This window comes from Maricaulis maris (genome assembly GCF_036322705.1).
Classification (GTDB): domain Bacteria; phylum Pseudomonadota; class Alphaproteobacteria; order Caulobacterales; family Maricaulaceae; genus Maricaulis; species Maricaulis maris_B.
This window is the reverse complement of sequence record NZ_AP027270.1, coordinates 3,047,923-3,067,664: the sequence shown is the minus strand read 5'-3', so window position 1 is coordinate 3,067,664 and position 19,742 is coordinate 3,047,923. Positions and strand designations below refer to the sequence as shown.

Genomic DNA, 19,742 nt, shown 5'->3' with positions numbered 1-19,742 from the left:
CCCGCCGTCTGTTCTTTAATTCACCCGGCTTGGCGCAACAGTGCAAGCTTTAACGCTGCAGCGCTGCCAGTTGCGCCTTGCAAAGGTCCACGACACCAGCCTTGGCCAGTGCGAACAGCAGGTCAAAATCGGTTTCCGGGATCGGCTTGTCCTCGGCGGTCGCCTGGATTTCCACAATGCCGCCCGTGTCCGTCAGAACGAAATTGGCATCGGCCTCAGCGCGTCGGTCTTCCTCGTATTCAAGATCGAGACGGGTTTCGCCGTCGATGACACCGCACGAGATCGCGGCCAGTTGGCCGTGGACCGGATCCCGCTTCAGAAGGCCTTCCTCGATCAGATAGCCGGTAGCCTGCTTGAGGGCGACCCAAGCGCCGGTGATCGCCGCCGTACGGGTGCCGCCATCGGCTTGCAGGACATCACAGTCGATCGTGATCTGGCGCTCGCCGAGGGCCTTGAGATCGACAACGGCGCGCAGGGAGCGACCAATCAGGCGCTGGATCTCCTGGGTCCGACCCGACTGCTTGCCGGCTGTCGCCTCACGGCGCGAGCGGGTGTGTGTGGCGCGCGGCAACATGCCGTACTCCGCCGTCACCCAGCCCTTGCCGCCGCCGCGCAGCCACGGCGGCACGTTCTCCTCGATGCTCGCGGTGCACAGCACATGGGTTCCGCCGAACCGGGCCAGGCAAGAGCCCTCCGCATAGACCGAGGTACCGGCTTCCAGGCTGATTTCCCGCATCGCATCGCGGGCGCGTCCATTCGGTCTCATATTCGTCTCCGGGCTTCGTATTGCTTCGCCACCGCTCCTAGCGGCGTTGCCGGATCGCTTCAAGCGCGCAGGCTTCAGCCGGATTGCGGTCGGCGATTGGCAAAGCGGATTGAACCGGACCGCCGGGCCTATTATCTCAACACTCATGTCACCGACCCCGCCGCAATCAGCCCTCGCCGCCCTCGACGACCGGATGCGCACGATCTTTCGCGAGATCGTCGAGGCCTATCTGCGGTCCGGCGACCCGGTCGGCTCGCGGACCCTGTCACAGAGCGGCAACCTCTACCTGTCCCCGGCCTCGATCCGCAACACCATGGCGGACCTCGCCGATCTCGGCCTTCTCAGCGCCCCGCACGCCAGCGCCGGTCGCATGCCGACCCATGCCGGTCTGCGCCTGTTCGTGGATGGCCTGCTGCAGATTGGCGAACTGTCAGCCGATGAACGCCAGGCGATCGAGGGGCAGGTCTCCATGTCAGGCCGCTCGACCCAGGACCTCCTGACCGAAGCGACCTCCCTGCTCGGCGGCCTGTCCGGTGGCGCCGGTCTGGTGGTGACGCAGAAACGGGAAGCCCCGCTGCGCCATGTCGAATTTGTACCGCTCTCCGTGGTCGAGATGCTGGCAGTCCTCGTGTTCGAGGATGGCAGTGTCGAAAACCGCCTCATGCGCACGCCGGACGGCATCCCGCCGGCGGCGCTCATCGAGGCCGGCAACTACCTTTCCACACGCCTGAAGGGCCGCACACTCAGCGACGCCCGCAAGGCGATCGAGCTGGAGATCGCGGAACGTCGCTCGGCGCTGGACGGTGCAGCCGAGAGCCTGGTCAAGCAAGGACTGGCGGACTGGAGCGGCGGCCAGGGGCAGGAGCGCTCACTGATCGTGCGCGGCCAGTCGCGGCTTCTGGAAAGCCTCGATGCTGCCGGCGACCTGGAGCGCATCCGCCGGCTGTTCGAGGATATCGAGCGCAAGGAGGAGCTGATCACCCTGCTCGACAAGGCGCGCGACGGTCAGGGCGTACGCCTGTTCATCGGCGCCGAGAACCCGCTTTTCAGTCTGTCGGGTTCCAGTGTGATTGTGGCTCCCTATATGAATGCCGACCAGGAAATCATCGGGGCTCTGGGTGTAATTGGCCCCACCCGTTTGAACTATGCCCGTGTTATTCCACTGGTCGACTACACCGCCCGTGTGGTCGGACAGATCCTGGATGGCGCGCGATCGCGAGAGTGAAGACAAAATGAGCGACACAGAGAACAAGCCGCACGACGAAACCGAAGCCCCGCAGGACGACACCGTCCAGCCAGAGGACGAGGCGCAGAGCGAAGCGACCCCGGAAGCCGAGACCGAACTCGATCCGGTTCTCAAGCTGACGGCGGAACTGGATTCCATGCGCGACAAGCTGCTGCGCGCGCTCGCCGAAGCCGAGAATACCCGCCGCCGCGCCGAACGCGACGTCGCGGACGCCCGTAGCTATGCCGTGTCCAGCTTTGCCAAGGACATGCTCGACGTGTCCGACAACCTGTCCCGGGCTGTCGGCGCCTTTGATGAGGCGGCCCTTGCGGACGTGCCGGATGGGGTCAGGAACCTGATCGACGGTGTTGCCATGACCGAGAAGGCCATGGTGTCGAAAATGGAACGCCACGGCGTGCGCAAGGTCGACCCGCAACCGGGCGATACCTTCGACCCTCACAAACACCAGGCCGTCGCCCAAATCCCGTCGGATCAGGCGGCCGGCAAGATCGCCGCGGTCATGCAGACCGGCTTCGTGATCGCCGATCGTACCCTGCGAGCGGCCATGGTCGCCGTCTCTTCCGGACCGGCCGCAGGCAGCGCGGATAGCGGTGGCTCCGTCGACGTGAAGGCCTGACACGGCCCTCACAGCTCATCACACGTGCGGCAAGGGCCCCAGTGAAGGCTCGCATCAAGGTCCAAGCCGGGCCATGATGACCTCTGTACGTGCAGGAGAGCGCTATGACGATGTTACCGGGATGGGCGATGGATGCGATGAGCATCCTCACGCAGGTCTTCATACTGGCTGTCGGACTGGCCGTTCTCATCAGCCTGTTCCTGGTTGCGGCCGATATGGCCCAGACCCGCGATGCCATTCGCCGCAATTACCCGCTATTCGGCCGTTTCCGCTCGCTCTTCTCCACGCTGGGGGAATTCTTCCGACAGTATTTCTTCGCGATGGACCGCGAGGAATTGCCGTTCAACCGGGCCGAGCGTGACTGGGTCTACCGCTCTTCAGAGGGCAAGGGTGACACGATCCCGTTCGGGTCCACCAAACCGATGGACAAGCCGGGCACGGCGATTTTCGTGAACTGCCCCTTTCCGTTGCTGGATGACCACGCGGCCGACAGCGAAGTCATGCGGATCGGTCCGCATGCCCGAACCCCCTACGACGCGCCGTCTTTCTTCAATATTTCCGGCATGAGCTATGGCGCCCTGTCCAAACCGGCCGTGCGCGCCCTGTCGCGGGGCGCTGCCAAGGCCGGCATCTGGATGAATACCGGCGAGGGTGGACTATCGCCGATGCACCTCGAGGGCGGATGCGACATCGTCTTCCAGATCGGCACGGCCAAATACGGTGTCCGCAATGACGAAGGCGGGCTGTCCGATGAAAAGCTCCGCCAGCTGGCCGCCCACGAACAGGTTCGCATGTTCGAACTCAAGCTCTCGCAGGGGGCCAAGCCCGGCAAGGGTGGGATCCTGCCAGCCGAGAAAGTGACCAGGGAAATCGCGGCCATTCGCGGCATTCCGGTCGGTCAGGCCTCGATTTCCCCGAACCGTCACCCGGAATTCGATGATATCGGCGGTCTGCTCGACATGGTCGCCCACATCCGCGAGGTCACCGGCAAGCCGGTCGGCTGCAAGGCCGTTATCGGTGCCTATGGATGGATCGAGGAGCTTTGCCTTGAAATCACCAAACGCGGCCCCGAGAGCGCGCCGGACTTCTTCACCATCGACAGCGGAGATGGCGGTACCGGAGCCGCGCCAATGGCCCTGATGGACAATGTCGGCCTGACAATCCGGGAGAGCCTGCCAATCGTGGTGAGTATTCTCGAACGCTACGGGCTCAAGGGGCGGATCCGGGTCGTGGCCTCGGGCAAGCTGCTTATTCCGGGCGCCGTCGCCTGGGCCCTTGCCGCCGGTGCTGACTTCATCCAGTGCGGCCGCGGTTTCATGTTCTCACTGGGCTGCATCCAGGCCCTCAAATGCCACAAGAACACCTGTCCGACCGGGGTCACGACGCACAAGAAATCCCTGCAGCGCGGCCTCGTCGTGAAGGACAAGGCCGAGCGGGTTGCCGAATATGCAAGGACCATCCGCAAACAGGTCGAGATGATCGCCCATTCCTGCGGCGTTCCGGAACCCCGACGGCTTGGCCGCAAGCATGTCCGGATCGTTCAGGCCAATGGCCGCTCCCTCCCCATGACCGCGATGAACTTCATGCCGGATGACGAGGGAAACCTGGGCGAGACACAAGGGCAGGCCTGATCACCCGGCGCTCCGGACCTAGCAGCTGCGGCGATCACCATTTCGCCAATAGGTGCAGCCGTCCCGGCTGTTGACATAGTATTCGCGACCCGCGCGATTGTCATAGTAGAGCTCGGACTGGCTATTATCATTGCCGGTCCAGCGACAGCCACCGTCTTCGCGGCAGCCGGTATAGGCCCCGGCAGCCGCACCGACGACACCGCCGATAATCGCACCTGTCTGGGCATCACCGGAGCCGGTATTATTGCCGATGACTGCGCCAGCCGCAGCACCGATCGCGCCACCGGCAGCGGCGTTGCGGGTCGTCGCGCTACAGGCGGTGAGACCAAAAACTGCGATGGCGGAGACAAGGAGCAGGGTTTTCATGATGAAAACCTCCATGCAAATTCACCACGGACAGACCCCGAGGGCCGTTCGGGCGAATGATTGCAAGATGACACACAGGTCATGTTCCGGACATGGCGCCCGCATTGCAATCCGGCAATCAAGTTCCGCCGGCCTTCAAGAAAGATCGCCTAGGGCAGCCTGACCCGACGCATGGTCAAATTGATCCGGCCACCTCCCGGGAACCGTTCGTCATCAAGCAAAGTCGAGGTTCCGGGATAGATACGGTCAACCCCGTGGTAGCAGCGCCGCGCCGCGCCACCGAGCACGATCACATCGCCGGAGGACACCACCATCGACGCGGTTTTGCCGCCCCGCTTTGGTCCGCCAATTCGAAACCGCGCCTTGTCGCCGAGCGAGATCGAGATCACGGCGGCATCTGTCGCCTCCTCGTCCCAGTCGATATGCATCCCCATTTTGCAGCCGGGCGCATACCAGTTGACCAGGCAGGCTTCAGCCGCGGCCGGATAGTCAGCCAGCTCCTGCCAGAGCTCGCTGAGCAGCGGCGGCATTGCGGGCCAGGGCTCGCCCGTCTCCGGGTGGAGCGGCTCGTAGCGATACCCTTTTTCCTTGTCGGTCACCCAGCCCAGCGATCCGAAGTTGGTCATGGTCACCGAGAGAGGCTGTCCGGTCCGCGGCATGGTCGGCCGCCAGAAGGGAGCCGCCTGCCGCGCTGAGACCACCGCGTCGATCAATCCGGCCTGCTCAGTCCGGGACAGGCGGCCGGGCAGGAGACGAAAGCCCTCGGGCATCGAAAAAACATCGCTCATGGCCACAAGATGGGGCGACCGGTCCGTGCTGACCAGCCGATCCGTGCGATCCGTCTGCAAACCAATCAAGCGAATGCCCGGCACCCCACACCGCCTGAATCATATCAAATACGTATGGCGCACATGCGATACGCCTGAGACAGGCCTTGCGCTCCCCGTCGCGCCTCCCTAAATCGCCCTCAAGCGCAGGGTTTGACCCTGTGGATTGAACCAAAGCCGGTGTCGGCACACCGGTATCATCAATGACGATCCCGAAGGGGACGGTCATCGGGGTGCAAGGTGCTTCTTCTGGAGGCCGTGCATTCGCCGGGCCTGTCCCGCTTGGAAAAAAACGGAGAGACGATCAATGAGCAAGGTCATCGGCATCGACCTGGGTACGACCAATTCCTGTGTGGCAGTCATGGAAAACGGCCAGGCAAAGGTCATCGAGAATTCCGAAGGTGTACGGACCACACCGTCCGTTGTTGCCTTCACCGAGGATGGCGAGCGCCTGATCGGCCAGCCGGCGAAACGCCAGGCCGTCACCAACCCGGACTTCACCTTCTTTGCCATCAAGCGCCTGATCGGCCGCATGATGGACGACCCGACGGTCAAGAAGGACATCGACATGGTGCCCTACAAGATCGTCCCCTCGGACAGCAATGACGCGTGGGTCCAGGGTCGCGACAAGAAGTACTCCCCGTCCGAAATCTCGGCCTTCACCCTCCAGAAGATGAAGGAAACGGCGGAAAGCTATCTCGGCGAGAAGGTCGAGAAAGCCGTGATCACCGTTCCGGCCTATTTCGACGACGCCCAGCGCCAGGCCACCAAGGATGCCGGCAAGATCGCCGGCCTGGAAGTCCTGCGCATCATCAACGAGCCGACTGCGGCAGCGCTCGCCTACGGCCTCGACAAGGGTGAGAACAAGACCATCGCCGTGTTCGACCTCGGCGGCGGTACCTTCGACGTGTCCGTGCTGGAAATCGGCGACGGCGTGTTCGAGGTGAAGGCGACCAATGGTGACACCTTCCTCGGCGGTGAAGACTTCGACATGCGCATCGTCCAATACCTCGCGGACGAGTTCAAAAAAGAAAACGGCATCGACCTCAAGACCGACAAGCTGGCTCTCCAGCGCCTGAAGGAAGAAGCCGAGAAGGCCAAGAAGGAACTGTCTTCGGCCACCTCCTATGAAGTGAACCTGCCCTTCATCACGGCCGACGCGTCGGGCCCGAAACACCTCAACATCAAGCTGTCCCGCGCCAAGCTGGAAGCCCTGGTCGAGGATCTGGTCAAGCGCACGCTCGAGCCCTGCAAGAAGGCGCTCAAGGATGCCGGTCTCAGCCCGTCCGACATTGACGACATCGTTCTCGTCGGCGGCATGACCCGCATGCCCAAGGTCCAGGAAGCCGTGAAAGGCTTCTTCGGAAAGGATCCGCACAAGGGTGTGAACCCGGATGAAGTCGTCGCCATGGGTGCAGCCATCCAGGCCGGCGTTCTCCAGGGTGATGTGAAAGACGTTCTGCTGCTCGACGTGACCCCGCTTTCGCTGGGCATCGAGACGCTGGGCGGTGTCTTCACCCGCCTGATCGATCGCAATACGACGATCCCGACCAAGAAGTCGCAGACCTTCTCGACCGCGGACGACAACCAGACGGCGGTGACCATCCGCGTGTCACAGGGCGAACGCGAGATGGCTGCCGACAACAAGCTGCTCGGCCAGTTCGACCTGGTCGGCATTCCGCCGGCACCGCGGGGCCTGCCGCAGATCGAGGTCACCTTCGACATCGACGCCAACGGCATCGTCAACGTGTCTGCCAAGGACAAGGCGACCGGCAAGGAGCAGGTCATCCGTATCCAGGCGTCCGGCGGTCTGTCGGACGATGACATCGAACAGATGGTCAAGGACGCCGAGGCCAATGCCGACGCCGACAAGAAGAAGAAGGAACTCGTCGAGGCCCGCAATGGCGCCGAAGCGATGGTCCACCAGACCGAAAAGCAGCTCGAAGAGTTCGGCGACAAGGTGCCGGGCGCGGACAAGGATGCCATCGAGGCCGCCCTGAACGAGCTGAAAGAGGTCAAGGATGGCGAGGACCTTGAAGCCATTCAGCAGAAGACCCAGGCGCTTGTCCAAGCGGCGATGAAGCTGGGTGAAGCCATGTATGCGGCCCAGCAGACCGAAGCCGCTGAAGGCGATGCCAAGGCTGACGCTGAAGGCGATGATGACGTGGTCGACGCGGAATTCTCCGAAGTCGACGACGACAAGAAAAAAGACGCGTAAGGTCCGGTTTTTGCCGGGAGAGCTCCAGGCTCTCCCGGCTCAGCCCTGAGCCCCGCGATGACCCGTCCCGATCCCCTGACTGCTCCGTTCGGAGCGTTCTCGCTTTCGCCTCTGGCAGAGCACTTTCGTCGATTGCCATCGGCCATGCCGGGCGATGCGCTGCGTCGCGGGGCGGAATCCGTTGTGCGCCGGGCCCTGATGTCGGGTGGTCGCGAGATCGCCGACATCGAGGTCTTCCCCGGCCAGTACGCGCGGGTCCACCTGCGGGACAATCGCTGCGAGAAACGCGTCTTTGCGGGATCGAAGAGTTGGGACAGCGCCGAGCGTCGGGCCATCCGCCTGGCGATGGCATCCAAACCGGCCGGCGAAACCTTCGTCTTCGTCGATGCCGGCGCCAATGCCGGTCTTTATACACTGTCTGTGCTGGCCGATGGAGCCGCCCAGAAACGTCCGGTCAAGGCGATTGCAATCGAGCCTGACATCGAGAACCGGCGCAGGCTCGAATTCAATCTCGGGGTGTCCAAGGCTACCGCTGTGACAGTTTTGCCCTATGCGCTCGGCGCTGAGGAGGGCGAGGGTGCCATGGTTCAGTCTTCAACCAATCGCGGCGAGGTCCATGTGGCCAGCGGCAGCGAAACCGGTGACACGATCCGCCTGCGTCCGCTGAAATCGGCGCTGGCCGAAGCCGGTGTGAATCGCGTCGACGTCATGAAAATGGATATTGAGGGCTTCGAGGAGCCCGTCCTTAACGGCTTCTTCGCGGACTCACCGCGATCTCTCTGGCCGACCATGATTCTCCTCGAGACGCGGCATGAAGCCGCCATCACTGATGGCGCCGCCGGTCTCTGTCTTGAACACGGCTACGAGGTGGCCCAGCAAATGCGGCAGAACGCGGTTCTCGTCCTGCCGCCAGGTGACCAGTAATGAGCAAGCGTGATTTTTACGAGATCCTCGGTGTCGAGAAGACCGCGGACGAGAAAACACTCAAGACCGCCTATCGCAAACAGGCGATGAAATTCCACCCGGACCGCAATCCGGGCGATGCCGAGGCCGAGGCCCAGTTCAAGGAAGTCGGCGAGGCGTATTCGGTCCTGTCAGACCCTGACAAACGCGCCGCCTATGACCGCATGGGCCATGCCGCCTTCGAGCAGGGTGGCATGGGCGGCGGCCAGGGACCCTTTGGCGCTGGCGCTGGGGCAGCTGATTTTGCCGACATTTTCGAACAGGTCTTTGGCGACGCCTTCAATATGGGTGGCGGCATGGGGGGGCGCCGTGGGGGCCGCGCCCGGTCCGGTCCGGCGCGCGGTGCTGATCTCCGTTTCGACATGGAGATCTCGCTGGAGGATGCCTTCAACGGCAAGGACGAGACAATCCAGGTCCCGACCGCCATGCACTGCGAACGCTGCGACGGACAAGGCAATGAACCGGGAACCGACCTGGAGACTTGCGGGACCTGCCAAGGGGCCGGGCGTATCCGCCGATCCCAAGGCTTCTTCACCATGGAGCAGACCTGCCCGCAATGCGGCGGTCGCGGCCAGTATGTGAAGACCCCGTGCCAGGACTGCGACGGCGTCGGTCGCGTGCGCAAGACCCGCACGTTGAACGTTACAATTCCCGCCGGTGTCGAAGACGGCACCCGGATCCGTCTCGCCGGTGAAGGCGAAGCCGGCGCCCGAGGCGGACCGCGCGGCGACCTCTACATCTTCATTTCGGTGCGGGCGCACGAGATTTTCGAACGCGACGGACCCAATCTCTATTGCCGGACGCCGGCTTCAATGGTCCAGGCGGCCATGGGATGCTCGATCCAGGTCCCGACCATTGAAGGCGGCAAGGCGGAGATGAAGATCGCCGAAGGCGCACAGACCGGCAAACGCATGCGGATGCGCGGCAAGGGCATGCCCCGACTGCGCGGCGGCCCTCGTGGTGACATGATCGTCGAGCTCTTCGTCGAGACCCCGCGCAATCTCAGCGAACGCCAGAAAGAACTTCTGCGCGAATTCTGCGAACTGTCGGGTGACAACTGCAACCCGGACAGCGCCGGCTTCTTCAACAAGGTCAAACAGTTCTGGGATGACGTCACGACGGATGACGGTCGGCCCAACGCCGGCTGATCCGGCTCCACACATGACGTGACATGCCCTGAGGAGGCAGACTAGAGTTCTGTCAGGATGTCGACTGGCACTCAGAGGGGCTGCGCGTGACCCATATCGATCAGCCCGACGGGCCGGAAGACCGTTTCGAAAGTCTGGAATACACACTCTTTCAGCGCTCACCACTGGGCAGTATCGGAACCAGCCTGGTAATCTTCGGGCTGATCTACGGGCTCTATATCCTTATTGCCCAGCTGACCCAGTCCCCTCCCTTCATCTATCTCAATGCTGACGGGGTATGGGTCAGTCACCAGGTCAACTGGATCGCCTTTGTCCTGTCGCTGCTACTGACGACAGCGATCGCTTTTGAGGGAAGTGGCAAGGACCGCTGGGAACCCGAGGTCGATGCCCTGATTGCGGCCCTGCCGGAACCGAGCGCAGACACGGCAAGAAATCTGGCCAAGGGCATCCCGATCGCCTGGCGCGCCCGGTATCACCGGCTGTTCTGGATCGGCTTCATCTTCGGCATCGCCTTCAATTTCTGGCTGATGTACTCGGATGGGCAAACCCTCATGGGGTATCTCGACTCTGTCGGGCTCTGGTTCCTGATCATATCGCCACCCCTGTTCGGAACCGGATTTCGGGCCGGTATGGATGTCTCGCGGCGCAGTCGCGAGATCAAGGCGCTGGTTGCTGATCATCTGGTGATCGACCTGTTCCACCTCGACCGGCTGACCGTATTCGGACGGATCGGCATCCGGGCCGCGCGGTCATGGTTGCTCATGTCGGCGATCCTCCTCTTGTTCATGCTCAGTCCGGATCAGCTCTGGATCGCCATCCCGACCATTCTCGCGACGGCGGTCGGCGGGGTGTTCATCCTGACCAGCACGCTCAATCCGGTTCATCGCAAGATCTGTGCAGCCAAATCGGCCGAGCTGGAACGAATCCATGAGGAAATGGCCCTTGTTCGCGAGCGGGCCCTGGCTGGCGATGACAGCGCGTCTGCTGCGCTGGCCGGTCTGACCGATTATGAAATCTGGGTCGCCAATCGTTCCGAATGGCCGCTGTCGGGCGGACTGGCCACGCGCTTCTCGCTCTATATCCTTCTGCCTGTCTTGCCGATTGTCGCCTCTTACATCTTCGAGAAGGTGGCCGATCAACTTGTGACTGGAGGACCGGTTTGACCGCTCCCATTCGTACCGCCGTACTCGGACCGACCGGCCGCTTGGGCAGCGCGATCTGCCGCGCCCTTCTCGACCATCCCGACTTCACCCTTGCCGGCGCCGTTGTGCGTGCGGATTCACCGGCCGTCGGTGAGGATATCGGCGCCTGGCTTGGCGGTGATCCGATCGGCTGCCGGGCCGAAATCGCCCTTGAGCAGGCCGTTCATGACGCCGATATCGTGATCGATGCCAGCCTGCCCACGATGACCGTTGCCGCGGCCGAGCGGCTGGCCAGCCTCGGTGGCCCGGCGATGGTGACCGGCGTAACCGGTTTCAATCGCAAGCAAGCGGCCCTGATGACGGCGAGCGCGACACGGCTGCCGATCCTGATGGCCGGCAATTTCTCCCTCGGCGTGGCCGTGACCGAAGCCTTGGTGCGCGAGGCGGCGCGCCTGCCAGCCGCCGATTGGGATATCGAGATCCACGAAACCCACCACAAGCGCAAGGCCGACGCTCCCTCGGGAACGGCGCTGATGCTGGCCCGGGCTGCGGCTGAAACGCGGGGCGAAACCCTTGAGGATATCGCCACCTGGAGCCGGGAAGGCATGACCGGACCGCGCCAGTCCGGCTCGATCGGTTTTGCCGTCAGCCGCGGCGGTGCCGTGGTCGGCGAGCACGCGATCCGCTTCCTTTCTGAGCTCGAGGAAATCACGATTTCTCACCGAGCGCTGGACCGCTCCATCTTCGCCCGCGGTGCGCTGGCAGCGGCGCGCTGGATGACCAATGGCGGCACAGGCCGGCCGGCCGGAGCCTATTCGATGCAGAATGTGGTGACGGACTAATCCAGGCGTCCACCGACTGACACACCCCCGACAATGCCTGTCACCCTCATGCCATGTTGCACGTGAAACACGGCAACTTGCCGCCCTGCACGAACCCTGACATCATCCCGCCAGATCGTTTTTGCAGGAGGTGTCAGTGCGCCGCGCCGAACGTCTGATCCGGATTGTCCAAGCCCTGCGGGAAGCTGCGCCTGGCGCTGTTACCGCCCATGATATGGGACATCGTTTCGAGGTCTCCGAGCGAACAATCTATCGCGATATTGCCCATCTGATCGGAGCCGGAGCGCCCATCGATGGCGAGGCTGGTGTCGGCTATGTGCTGCGACCCGGCTTTGACCTGCCACCGCTTACCTTCTCGTTCGAACAGCTTGATGCCCTCGCGCTTGGCGCACGGCTGGTCAAGGCGACCGGCGACAAGAATCTGGCCTCGGCTGCCAATGAAGCTTTGGCCAAGATCGAACATGCCCTGCCGGAGGGTCACCGCCAGCGCCTGCGCAATGTACCGCTGTTCGCTGCCTTCCTCGACGAGACGGTTCGTCCCGAGGCCTTCGGACCCGTCCGCAATGCCATAGCCGGCAAGCGCAAACTGCGCGTGCGCTACCAGTCGCTTGCCGACGATACGACAGAACGCGTCATTCGCCCGCTGGCGCTGACCTGTTTCGGACGGGTCTGGCTGCTCTCGGCCTGGTGCGAATTGCGAAACGACTTCCGCCATTTCCGCACCGACCGCGTCGAACGCCTGACGGTGCTGGCGGAAAGCTTCGAGGACGAGCCCGGCAAACGCTATGAGGACATGCGGCGGGCGGGCTGAGCCTGTCGGCCTACCAGCTCCCTGTATTCTCCATCGAGGCCCAGGGCTCCTGCGGCGGCAGGTTGTCGCCGCGCTGGAGGAGTTCGACCGAAATCCCGTCGGGTGAGCGCACGAAGGCCATGTGGCCATCGCGAGGCGGACGGTTGATGGTCACGCCCATATCCATCAGGCGCTGGCAGGCCTCATAGACATTGTCCATCCGGTAGGCGAGGTGGCCAAAATTGCGGCCGCCCTGATACTCTTCCGGGTCCCAGTTATGGGTCAGCTCGACACAAGGCAGGCCTTCCGGGATCTTGCCGCCTTCATACCCGGCCGCGGCAACGTCTTCCGGCGTGGCGAGGAAAATCAGGCTGAACCGGCCCTGCTCGCTGTCATAGCGGCTGATTTCGGTCAGGCCGAGGCCGTCACAGTAGAATTTGAGGCTCGCCTCGAGGTCCGAGACGCGGACCATGGTGTGCAGGTAACGCATGAAATTCCCCTGATTGCTTCGCTCAGCTGTCCGGCGTGGCCGCACTGTCCGGAGCCGGGTCCGGGCGGGCCTTCACAGCCCATTTGGGGCGTTTGCGCGGAATGACAACATCGTCGAGTGGTTCGCCGCGGGCACGGGCCAGGGCCGGGTGGAAGCTTTCCGGCGTGCGGGCATGGTGGATGCGGGCAACAAACGCACCGGCCAGCGCCCAGCATCCGCACAGGCCGAAGAACATGTAGAACATCCACGGATAATAGCCGACATCGTACCAGGGGCCGCCATCCAGCGTCATGACGATATAGGGCCAGAGCGCGATCAGCCCGACACCGGCGAGCGGCGTGATGGCAACGGCCAGCAGCAGGGCTGCGGCGATGTAGAGCGCGCCACGTGGCTCATGGGCCGAGACATAAAGGCGCTCGAACACCTGTTCATCGACACCGCGGACCGTTCCCGGCTTGGTCTCGCAGCGTTCGCGATACTCCGCGCGGGCGTCTTCCATCAGGGATCGGCGGGAGGCCAGCCAGACCAGAAAGAAGGCCGCTGCGGCAATCAGGGCGGCCGCGGCCGCGTAAAGGAAGGGATTGCTCATTGCCTCAATCTAGCGCCTCGCAGCCTCGTAGGCGAGCATGGCGCGCTTGCGTTCCACACCCCAGTGATAACCGGTCAGCTTGCCATTGCTCGCCAGCACACGGTGACAGGGGATGAGCCAGGAGACAGGGTTGGCCCCGACCGCCGCCCCGACCGCCCGCGAGGCCTTCGGGGCGCTGACCTGTTCAGCAATCGCCTTGTAGGTCGTGGTGTCGCCGGGCGGGATGGTCAGAAGCGCCCGCCAGACCTGGCGCTGCCACGGACTGCCGTAGAGTGCGAGGGGCAGTTGTTCCCGATCGGTTGGCGTGAAAATGCGTTCGGACCAGGACCGCGCGATGGCATCGTCGCGGGTGTAATCGGCTGCCGGATAGCGCGCCGCCAGGTCGGCAAAACCGCTGTCCACGTCCGGGTCGGCGAAAGCCATGGCCGACAGGCCACGCGGCGCAATCAGCAGGATCGCGTCGCCGAAGGGCGAGGGCGCAACGCCCCAGACGAAACTCAACCCGGCCCCGCGACGTTTCGCATCGCCGGGTGTCACCGCTTCGTGGGCAATGAAGAGATCGTGCAGCCGTCCCGGGCCCGACAGGCCGGCCTCGAAGGCGGCGTCGAGAACGCAGGCCCCTTCGTCGAGGGCTTCCCGGGCCGCATCATGGGCTAGCGCACCGACGAATTTCTTCGGCGAGACCCCGACCCAGCGCGTGAACACACGCTGGAAATGGTGCGGCGACAGGCCCGCTGCCTTCGCCGCGCGATCGAGATCGGGATGATCGCGCCAATTGTCACCGAGATAGGCCAGCGCGCTGGCGATCCGGTCATAATCCCGCGAAGAGGCGTCGAGTGTGTAGAGATCGGCTGTCATGGTGGGGAGTTTACGCGCCTGCCGTTTCCACTCCACCCGGTTCTTGCGGTCTGCGCATGGCGCTGCGTGCGGCATCGATCGCCGTTCCCAGCGCGGCGGCAAATTCGCCGCGCTCTGGCGGGCTGAGGAAATGGCCCAGCACCAGCGCCTTGCCATGGGCCACGAGGGCGACCTGGGCGTGATGGGCGTCCGGGTCGATCAGGCGCAACTTTACCCAGGCGGTCGGCAGGCGGTAGCGACGTCGGTGGCCGGTCGGATGCAGGCGGACAACTTCGATGTCGCGGCCATCGACCCGGACAAACTCTCGCGCCCGGCCATCCCGGTAGGAGATCTTGAAGGCCAGCCAGACCAGAAACACGTCGAGCCCGAAGAAGGGCAGGACCGGCCAGGCGCCGATAGTCAGGTAGAACAGGCCGGCCGTGAAGGAGATGGCGCTGATCGCCAGCATCAAGGCGATGAAGGCCGGATTGGCCAGCGACCGGTTCGGCGCCAGCTCGGCCTCCATGAAGACCGGCCCGTCATGGCGGGCCGGCGCGACGGCCTCGGCGGGCCAGGATTCGACGATCATGCTCATGGGCGACAAGATAGGACGCCGGCCCGCTTTTGCCATGCGTCGAATTACCAGGTGACGCGGACCCGGATTCTGCCTACTCGATGAGACATGTCCGCCTCCCTCGCCCCGCTTCTGGCCTTTGCCTTGACGGTCTTCGTGATCGAGCTGACGCCCGGCCCGAACATGGCCTGGCTGGCGGTGCTCAGCGCCGATCGCGGCCGCCGCGCCGGCTTTGCCGCCGTGCTCGGCGTGATGACCGGTCTCGCCCTGCTCGGCCTGCTCGCCGCGCTCGGCTTTTCCGCCCTGATCGCCCGCACACCCTGGCTGTTCGAGGTGCTGCGCTATGGCGGCACGCTCTTCCTGCTCTGGCTGGCCTTCGAGGGGTGGCAGAGCGCCGGGGAAAGCTCGACGGCGCGGCTCGATGGCACTTTGCGACGACATTTCCGCGACGGGCTGGTGATCAACCTGCTCAATCCGAAAGCCGGTCTCTTCTACCTCATTGTGCTGCCCGACTACATCCAGCAGGACCTGCCGGCCCTGCCCCAAGCGATCGGCCTGACCGCCATCTCGGTCGGGATCGCGACGCTGATCCATGTGGTCATCGTCATCCTCGCCGCCCGCGCCGCCGGCTGGCTCTCCAGCCCCCAGCGGACGCTCTGGTTCCGGCGCGGACTGGCCCTGCTACTGGCCATGATCGCGATTTGGCTGTTCCTTGATACGACACCTTCCTGAGACGCCGCCCCTGCCTGATCCGACCGCGAGACGCCTTGATGCCGACCAAGCCTGACAACCAAAAAAGTGCCGCCAAACCGAAAAAGCGCGCCAAGCGCCAGCCACGCGGCCTCAATCGCGAGCAGGCGCATGACCTGATGGCCCGCCTCGCGCAGGACCGTCCGGATCCACGCACCGAACTCGATTACACCAATCCCTACACACTTCTGGTCGCCGTCGCCCTGTCGGCCCAGGCGACTGATGTCGGCGTCAACAAGGCCACCCGCCTTCTGTTCGAGGAAGCCGACACGCCGGAGAAAATGGTCGCTCTGGGCGAGGATCATGTCCGCGACCGGGTGAAGACGATCGGGCTGTTCCGGACCAAGGCCAAGAATGTAATCGCGCTGTCGCAGATCCTGATCGACCGCCATGGCGGCGAGGTCCCGGCCGACCAGGCCGCCCTCGAAGCCCTGCCCGGGGTTGGCCGGAAGACCGCCAATGTGGTCATGAACGAGGCCTTCGGTGTCCCCACCATTGCCGTCGACACGCATATCTTCCGGGTCTCCAACCGGACGAAACTCGCCCCCGGCAAAGACCCGCTGGCAGTCGAGCTGCGGCTCGAAAAGATCATGCCCGACGAGTTTCGCCAGGGCGCGCATCACTGGCTGATCCTGCATGGCCGCTATCTTTGCAAGGCGAGAAAGCCGGAATGCTGGCGCTGCCCGGTCGAGGATATCTGCCAATTCAAGGACAAGACCCCGGCTCCCAAGGGAACCTGACCCAGGCCCGAACCCACGCACCGAGATCGCCACGACGCTTGGCGCCTGGCGGTCTGGGCAGAGGAGGGAGCGGGATGCCGGCCGGAGCCGATAAAGCGCTGGATTGATAAGGGTAGCTTCGACAAGCATCCCGCACGCGGAGTTTTCCCGGACGCTCTCGCCCCCGATTCCAATGCGACCGGTAGATGGGGTCGGTCGTTTAGTGCCCCGCGACCATGTCGCACGCCCTGCCGGAGTATCGGGATGTCACCCCCGTACGCGGACAGGCTCCGCACGCTTCCGGGCACAAGTGACTGAGCTCGCGCCTCCCGTCCCGAAAACCGCAGTGAGTATCGCGTGGGCCGGACGAGGTGCGGATAAGTTTTGTGGAGCGCGGCGCTTTCCCTCTCCCTTGGGAGAGTGTCCGGGTGATGGGTAAATCCCTGTGAACGCAACAGAACCCCCCTCATCCGCCCCTCCGGGGCACCGTCTCCCGAGGGAGAAGGAAACACGGCACAGCGGGGATAAAATCCCAGGGTCTGCCAATCGTCTCCCCTCCATACCCACCGTCACCCCGCCACACTTGTCACCCGCGCCTGCGCGTGGCGTGGGCAGGCATCTTTCTTTCTCGCAGATCGAGGAGGTGACAGAAGCGTGGCGCGCCTACTCCCGTGCGATCAGCGTCTGATAGCCAATCGTGTCTCGAAAGGCGGCGCGGGCGGCGACCATGTCGTCGCGATAGCGCGATCCGAAACAGCCGGGATACCAGTGGATGACCTTGGTGCGCTCGACCAGAACGACGGTGAGCTGAAAGTCCGGCAGGTCCGAGACCCGACCCTCGCCGCAAGCGGCCGGGTTTGCGGGTGTTATGTCGGCCGGAAAGGCCATCAGGTCGTGGGCGGCGATGTAGTCGACAAGCCTGTCGAAATGGCCGGGCGGCAATTGCCCCTGGCTGATACCATCGGTGCGGGTGAAGCGCTCGCCATTGAGCCGGTAGCGGTCATCGGGCGTGATCCGGATGGTGTAGACGGGACAGGTCCCGTAACACGCCCCCTCACGGATCTCGATCGCGTCTATGGCATTTGCCGACGGCGGCCCTGAAGCGCAGGCCGAAAGCACAAGCAAGGTCAGGACCGGCAGGGTGCGCAACATGGTGATCACTCCAATGACAGATCGCCATCAGGACCCGTGATCACCGCAAGATCAAGACGCGCTCTTATCCAGCAGGGTTTTCAGGGCCGCCGCGAAGACCGGCCCCATGTCCGGGCCTTGCTCGGGATAGAGATAGGGCTCGATCAGCTCGATCTCGATCAGGGCGAGCTGGCCATCGAGGCCGCGCAGCATATCGACGCGGGCATAGAGCAGATCACCCTCGATACAGTCCAGGACGGAGCGCGCGAGGGCGAGCTCGTCGGTACCGGGCTGATGGATTTCCTCGTGGCCGCCATATTCCGACTGCACGCGGTAATCGCCCCTGGCCGGGATCTTCCGGGCACAATGGGAGAAATCGCGATTGAAGAAGAGAAAGGCGTATTCCCCTTCCTCGCTGACGGCAGGCAGAAAGGGCTGGATCATGCACGCGGCGGGCGGCAGCTGATCGGCCGGCGGCAGGGCCTCACCCTTGCGGATCCGCGCCTGGCGCCAGGCCCCGGCCCCGAGCACCGGCTTGACCACCACGTCATCGGCCCCCAGCGTCGCGAAAGCGGCGTCGATGGTGTCGGCATTGGCGGTCTCGGCCCAGACGGTGGGGATCATCGGTGCGCCGCGGGCCGCGAGATCCTTCAGATAGGTCTTGCGGCTGTTCCAGCGGACCGTGTTGAGCGGATTGAGCAGCCGGCTCTCGCGATCACAGCGCTCGAGCATCGCCATGAAGGCGTCCGGTTTCTCCATATAGTCCCAGCAGGTGCCAATCATCACGGCATCGAACGCGGCCGGCGCGAAGTCCGGCGCGTCCCAGATCACCGGCTCCAGGGTCAGGCCCAAAGCGGCGCAGGCGGGCTGAAGCGCTGCGATTTCAAGGTCATATTCCCAATAGTCCTTGCGGGCATCGGGATGGTCCTTGAGCATGCAGCTGGCGGTGAGAAAGGCGATCCGGGTCATGGCGAGCTGGCTAGCCGGGCCTCGCCGTGACGGCAAGTCTTGTTCTTGTCCGGCGCTGCGTTTAACCCTGCGGCAGAAACCAGCCAAAATGGATGATCCCGATGTCCGATGCCCGTTTTGACGTGCTTGCCGTTGGCAATGCCATTGTCGACGTTCTTTCGCCCGCCACCGACGCCTTCCTCGCCTCGGAGGGAATCGCCAAGGACGCCATGACGTTGATCGACGAGGAACGGGCCCGCTCGCTCTATGAGCGCATGCAGCCGGGCACCGAAGCCTCCGGCGGTTCGGCGGCCAATACGGTGGCCGGCATCGCCTCGCTGGGCGGCAAGGCGGCCTATATCGGCAAGGTGGCGGATGACCAGCTCGGCGAGATTTTCACGCACGACATCCGCACAATCGGCGTCCATTTCGACACACCGCCGCTGAAGGATGGCCCGGCCACGGCGCGCTGCCTGATCAATGTGACACCCGATGCCGGTCGCTCGATGTCGACCTTCCTCGGCGCCGCAGCCCTGGTCACCGAAGAAGACGTCGCAGCGGGTGCCGAGGCCCTGCAGGCCTCGCAGATCATCTATCTGGAAGGCTATCTGTTCGACCGCGAGGAAGCCAAGCGTGGCTATGTCGCCGCGGCGGAAATGGCTGCAGCCCACAAGCGCCGGACCGCGCTGACCCTGTCAGACCTGTTCTGTGTCGAGCGCCACCGCGTCGCCTTCCGGCACCTGGTCGCCCACCATATCGACATCCTTCTGGCCAATGAGGCCGAGATCAAAGCGCTCTACGAGACCGAGGATTTCGATGCGGCGATGACCCAGGCCCGCAAGGATGTGGCGATTGTTGCCGTCACGCGGTCGGAAAAGGGCGCGGTGATTGCGCGTGGTGACGAGATGGTGACCGTGGCGGCAGAGCCCGTCAGCCAGCTGGTCGACACGACCGGCGCCGGCGATCTGTTCGCGGCCGGCTTCCTGCTCGGCATCGCCCAAGACCGTCCCCTCGCCGAAGCGGGAAAAATGGGCGTGATCTGCGCCGCCGAGATCATCTCGCACTTCGGCGCGCGTCCGGAAACAGGCCTGAAAACACTCGCCGAAGCAGCCGGAATTGCCTTTGAATAAAGGAATTCCGGACATTTAC

At 63.9% G+C, this 19,742-nt stretch carries 21 protein-coding genes; 12 read left to right on the top strand and 9 right to left on the bottom strand.

What is annotated here, in order from left to right:
• Positions 1-49: 49 nt before the first annotated feature.
• A complete protein-coding gene (gene rph, locus AAA969_RS14680) occupies positions 50-766 on the bottom strand; it encodes a ribonuclease PH (protein ID WP_338247046.1) in 717 nt (238 codons plus the stop codon).
• A gap of 133 nt (positions 767-899) precedes the next feature.
• On the opposite strand from rph, the gene hrcA reads away from it, so the two are divergent.
• The 3 genes from hrcA (at position 900) to AAA969_RS14665 (ending at position 4,259) form a co-directional block, all read left to right on the top strand.
• The gene (hrcA, locus tag AAA969_RS14675; RefSeq protein ID WP_425325063.1) at positions 900-1,991 is read left to right on the top strand and encodes a heat-inducible transcriptional repressor HrcA; all 1,092 of its coding nucleotides are present in this window, start codon (positions 900-902) and stop codon (positions 1,989-1,991) included.
• 7 nt (positions 1,992-1,998) lie between these two features.
• A complete protein-coding gene (grpE, locus tag AAA969_RS14670) occupies positions 1,999-2,628 on the top strand; it encodes a nucleotide exchange factor GrpE (protein WP_338247042.1) in 630 nt (209 codons plus the stop codon).
• Positions 2,629-2,738: 110 nt separating this feature from the next.
• Positions 2,739-4,259, top strand: a complete 1,521-nt coding sequence (locus tag AAA969_RS14665; protein WP_425325062.1) for an FMN-binding glutamate synthase family protein — start codon at positions 2,739-2,741, stop codon at positions 4,257-4,259.
• An 18-nt stretch (positions 4,260-4,277) separates the two neighbouring features.
• On the opposite strand, the gene AAA969_RS14660 is transcribed toward AAA969_RS14665, so the two are convergent.
• Entirely contained in the window at positions 4,278-4,625 is a 348-nt protein-coding gene (locus tag AAA969_RS14660) for a YMGG-like glycine zipper-containing protein (protein ID WP_338247038.1), read from the bottom strand.
• Positions 4,626-4,774: 149 nt separating this feature from the next.
• Entirely contained in the window at positions 4,775-5,413 is a 639-nt protein-coding gene (locus AAA969_RS14655; protein ID WP_338247037.1) for an alpha-ketoglutarate-dependent dioxygenase AlkB, read from the bottom strand.
• Positions 5,414-5,759: 346 nt separating this feature from the next.
• Between AAA969_RS14655 and dnaK the strand changes: the two genes are divergently transcribed.
• From dnaK to AAA969_RS14625, 6 genes are all read left to right on the top strand, one after another.
• Positions 5,760-7,670: a molecular chaperone DnaK gene (dnaK, locus tag AAA969_RS14650; RefSeq protein ID WP_338247034.1), complete on the top strand. Its 1,911-nt coding sequence runs from the start codon at positions 5,760-5,762 to the stop codon at positions 7,668-7,670.
• A gap of 57 nt (positions 7,671-7,727) precedes the next feature.
• A complete protein-coding gene (locus AAA969_RS14645) occupies positions 7,728-8,594 on the top strand; it encodes an FkbM family methyltransferase (protein WP_338247032.1) in 867 nt (288 codons plus the stop codon).
• Positions 8,594-9,781, top strand: coding sequence for a molecular chaperone DnaJ (gene dnaJ, locus AAA969_RS14640; RefSeq protein ID WP_338247031.1), 1,188 nt, complete (start codon positions 8,594-8,596; stop codon positions 9,779-9,781). The genes AAA969_RS14645 and dnaJ overlap by 1 nt, the downstream gene beginning before the upstream one ends.
• An 86-nt stretch (positions 9,782-9,867) precedes the next feature.
• Complete coding sequence (locus tag AAA969_RS14635) at positions 9,868-10,944, top strand: hypothetical protein (RefSeq protein WP_338247029.1); 1,077 nt, start codon at positions 9,868-9,870, stop codon at positions 10,942-10,944.
• The gene (gene dapB, locus AAA969_RS14630; protein ID WP_338247027.1) at positions 10,941-11,765 is read left to right on the top strand and encodes a 4-hydroxy-tetrahydrodipicolinate reductase; all 825 of its coding nucleotides are present in this window, start codon (positions 10,941-10,943) and stop codon (positions 11,763-11,765) included. Before AAA969_RS14635 ends, dapB begins: the two co-directional genes overlap by 4 nt.
• A gap of 136 nt (positions 11,766-11,901) precedes the next feature.
• A complete protein-coding gene (locus tag AAA969_RS14625; RefSeq protein ID WP_338247025.1) occupies positions 11,902-12,576 on the top strand; it encodes a helix-turn-helix transcriptional regulator in 675 nt (224 codons plus the stop codon).
• Positions 12,577-12,586: 10 nt separating this feature from the next.
• Here the strand turns inward: AAA969_RS14625 and AAA969_RS14620 are convergent, their stop codons facing one another.
• Genes AAA969_RS14620 through AAA969_RS14605 form a run of 4 tightly spaced genes read right to left on the bottom strand, consistent with a single transcriptional unit; the run spans position 12,587 to position 15,066 of the window.
• Complete coding sequence (locus AAA969_RS14620; RefSeq protein WP_338247024.1) at positions 12,587-13,045, bottom strand: VOC family protein; 459 nt, start codon at positions 13,043-13,045, stop codon at positions 12,587-12,589.
• A 22-nt stretch (positions 13,046-13,067) separates the two neighbouring features.
• Positions 13,068-13,634 carry a hypothetical protein gene (locus tag AAA969_RS14615; protein WP_338247022.1) on the bottom strand — a complete coding sequence of 189 codons (567 nt, stop codon included), beginning with the start codon at positions 13,632-13,634 and terminating at the stop codon, positions 13,068-13,070.
• Positions 13,635-13,643: 9 nt separating this feature from the next.
• Positions 13,644-14,492, bottom strand: a complete 849-nt coding sequence (locus tag AAA969_RS14610) for a bifunctional helix-turn-helix domain-containing protein/methylated-DNA--[protein]-cysteine S-methyltransferase (RefSeq protein WP_338247020.1) — start codon at positions 14,490-14,492, stop codon at positions 13,644-13,646.
• A gap of 10 nt (positions 14,493-14,502) precedes the next feature.
• Positions 14,503-15,066: a DUF2244 domain-containing protein gene (locus AAA969_RS14605; RefSeq protein WP_338247018.1), complete on the bottom strand. Its 564-nt coding sequence runs from the start codon at positions 15,064-15,066 to the stop codon at positions 14,503-14,505.
• Between the two features lie 87 nt (positions 15,067-15,153).
• Here AAA969_RS14605 and AAA969_RS14600 point away from each other — a divergent pair, with 87 nt between their 5' ends.
• Positions 15,154-15,777, top strand: a complete 624-nt coding sequence (locus AAA969_RS14600) for a LysE family translocator (protein WP_338247017.1) — start codon at positions 15,154-15,156, stop codon at positions 15,775-15,777.
• 38 nt (positions 15,778-15,815) lie between these two features.
• On the top strand, positions 15,816-16,535 hold the full coding sequence (gene nth, locus AAA969_RS14595) for an endonuclease III (RefSeq protein WP_338247015.1): 720 nt from the start codon (positions 15,816-15,818) through the stop codon (positions 16,533-16,535).
• A 642-nt stretch (positions 16,536-17,177) separates the two neighbouring features.
• Here the strand turns inward: nth and AAA969_RS14590 are convergent.
• Together AAA969_RS14590 and AAA969_RS14585 are read right to left on the bottom strand one after the other, a co-directional pair.
• Positions 17,178-17,666 carry a DUF6438 domain-containing protein gene (locus AAA969_RS14590; RefSeq protein ID WP_338247013.1) on the bottom strand — a complete coding sequence of 163 codons (489 nt, stop codon included), beginning with the start codon at positions 17,664-17,666 and terminating at the stop codon, positions 17,178-17,180.
• Positions 17,667-17,717: 51 nt separating this feature from the next.
• Positions 17,718-18,650, bottom strand: a complete 933-nt coding sequence (locus AAA969_RS14585; protein WP_338247012.1) for a hypothetical protein — start codon at positions 18,648-18,650, stop codon at positions 17,718-17,720.
• A 65-nt stretch (positions 18,651-18,715) separates the two neighbouring features.
• Here AAA969_RS14585 and AAA969_RS14580 point away from each other — a divergent pair, with 65 nt between their 5' ends.
• On the top strand, positions 18,716-19,723 hold the full coding sequence (locus AAA969_RS14580) for an adenosine kinase (RefSeq protein WP_338247010.1): 1,008 nt from the start codon (positions 18,716-18,718) through the stop codon (positions 19,721-19,723).
• Positions 19,724-19,742 lie beyond the last annotated feature (19 nt).